Genomic DNA, 1398 nt, shown 5'->3' on the forward strand with positions numbered 1-1398 from the left:
GAGGACTACCCGTGACGCTGTGAGCGACCTACTTTTTCTGGGTGACCCAACCAACGCCCGTTGCCGACATCGCTCCAGTCGAGCCATTCATCACCGGCTACGACATGGCCCACTTAGTCACGTATCTGCGGCTCCTAGATGCCGAGGAGGAAGGCGTGGACTGGCGGGAAGTGGCCAGGATTGTACCGGACCTTGATGCCGATAACGATCCGGAGCGTAGCAAGCGGGTCTGGGAGAGCCATCTCGTGCGAGCGAAATGGATGACTGAGACCGGGTATCGCCATCTTCTACGAGGCGGCGCGGCTCACTAGGCCGACGTTCCTTGAGATGCTCTCCGTTAACAGGCTACCCTTGCCTGCTGGGAGTGCAAGGGGAGGGTAGAAATGTTCAAACTTGTAGTGTTGGCCATTGCTCTTGCGCTGCATGCGGCATCTGCGGAAGCGCAGGAATGGACACCGATCCCGGGAACGCCACCGGTGTATGTGCAGCCAATCAAACCTGCCGCGACGCCAGCACCAATCGTCATCATGCTTCACGGCGGCTCAGGTCTCGATACGGATCAAGTCAATGCGTTTGCCAAGTGGTCCAGCTGGTTATCAAGCCAAGGCGTCGGCGCACTGATAGTCGACAGTTACCGTGGGCGGAACCTTCGTCAGTTTCAGTCGACTGGCGACCGAACCGCGTACATGGCTATGCTTCGGCAGCGCGTTGGCGACCTCCAGCGCGTTGTAGATTGGGCGCGGAGCCAACCCTGGATTGACCAGCAGCGTATAGCGACGTTCGGACAGTCCCAAGGGGCCATTGTTGCGACCCTGGCGGCGCTGGAAACCACGCTAAGGCTGCCGGAAATCGGCTTCTACAACGGATGCGATGCGCGATACTTTGATAGCAAGCCTGTGCCGACCAGCTATCCGCCAAGCCTGTCGCTGCTCGGAGCCGATGACAAAGTGACTCCCGCGGCAAATTGTGAAGCTTTGAGAGCAAGAATGGGAACGGCAGGCCAAGCCATTCGGCTGATCGTTTTTCCCGGCGCGACACATACGTTCGACTGGTACGCTGCAGAGCGCACTTGGAATGGAAATACAGTGAGATACAGCACATCGGCGGATCAAGGCGCGCAAGCTGCCATCGCTGATTTCCTACGGTCGCGACGCTTCATTCGATAGTCGGCCCAGTCAGCGAGGAAGGGGAAAGGTCAATCGGCGCGCTCAGCGACTTGACCCAGGTCTTTCTCCTGACAGACGATCGATCGGCCCGCAGTCAGGGCCTGCAGCCTAGTCGCCGCCATTCGCACCCTTCAGGGCGAGGCTAGGTTCTGCAGTGCCCAAGGATCGGGTCAATTAGCGCGCTGGAACGTGACAGGAAAAGATTTGTTCTGAGTTGTGCGGAAAGTGCCTC

Annotated in this window: 2 protein-coding genes; both read left to right on the forward strand. The window is 58.7% G+C overall.

The annotated features are described in order from the left end of the window. Window positions 1-41 precede the first annotated feature (41 nt). Complete coding sequence (locus RSO01_RS46760) at window positions 42-311, forward strand: DNA -binding domain-containing protein (RefSeq protein ID WP_147157473.1); 270 nt, start codon at window positions 42-44, stop codon at window positions 309-311. A 72-nt stretch (window positions 312-383) separates the two neighbouring features. Then, window positions 384-1166 (forward strand): dienelactone hydrolase family protein, encoded by a 783-nt coding sequence (locus RSO01_RS46765; RefSeq protein WP_147157474.1) that lies wholly within the window; start codon window positions 384-386, stop codon window positions 1164-1166. Window positions 1167-1398: the final 232 nt, after the last annotated feature.

This window comes from Reyranella soli, from assembly GCF_007992495.1.
In the GTDB taxonomy this organism is placed as follows: Bacteria; Pseudomonadota; Alphaproteobacteria; order Reyranellales; family Reyranellaceae; genus Reyranella; species Reyranella soli.

Bases quoted from the DNA above. Each gene is read 5' to 3' on its own strand.
- RSO01_RS46765 (WP_147157474.1), top strand. From the start codon at position 384: ATGTTCAAACTTGTAGTGTTGGCCATTGCTCTTGCGCTGCATGCGGCA.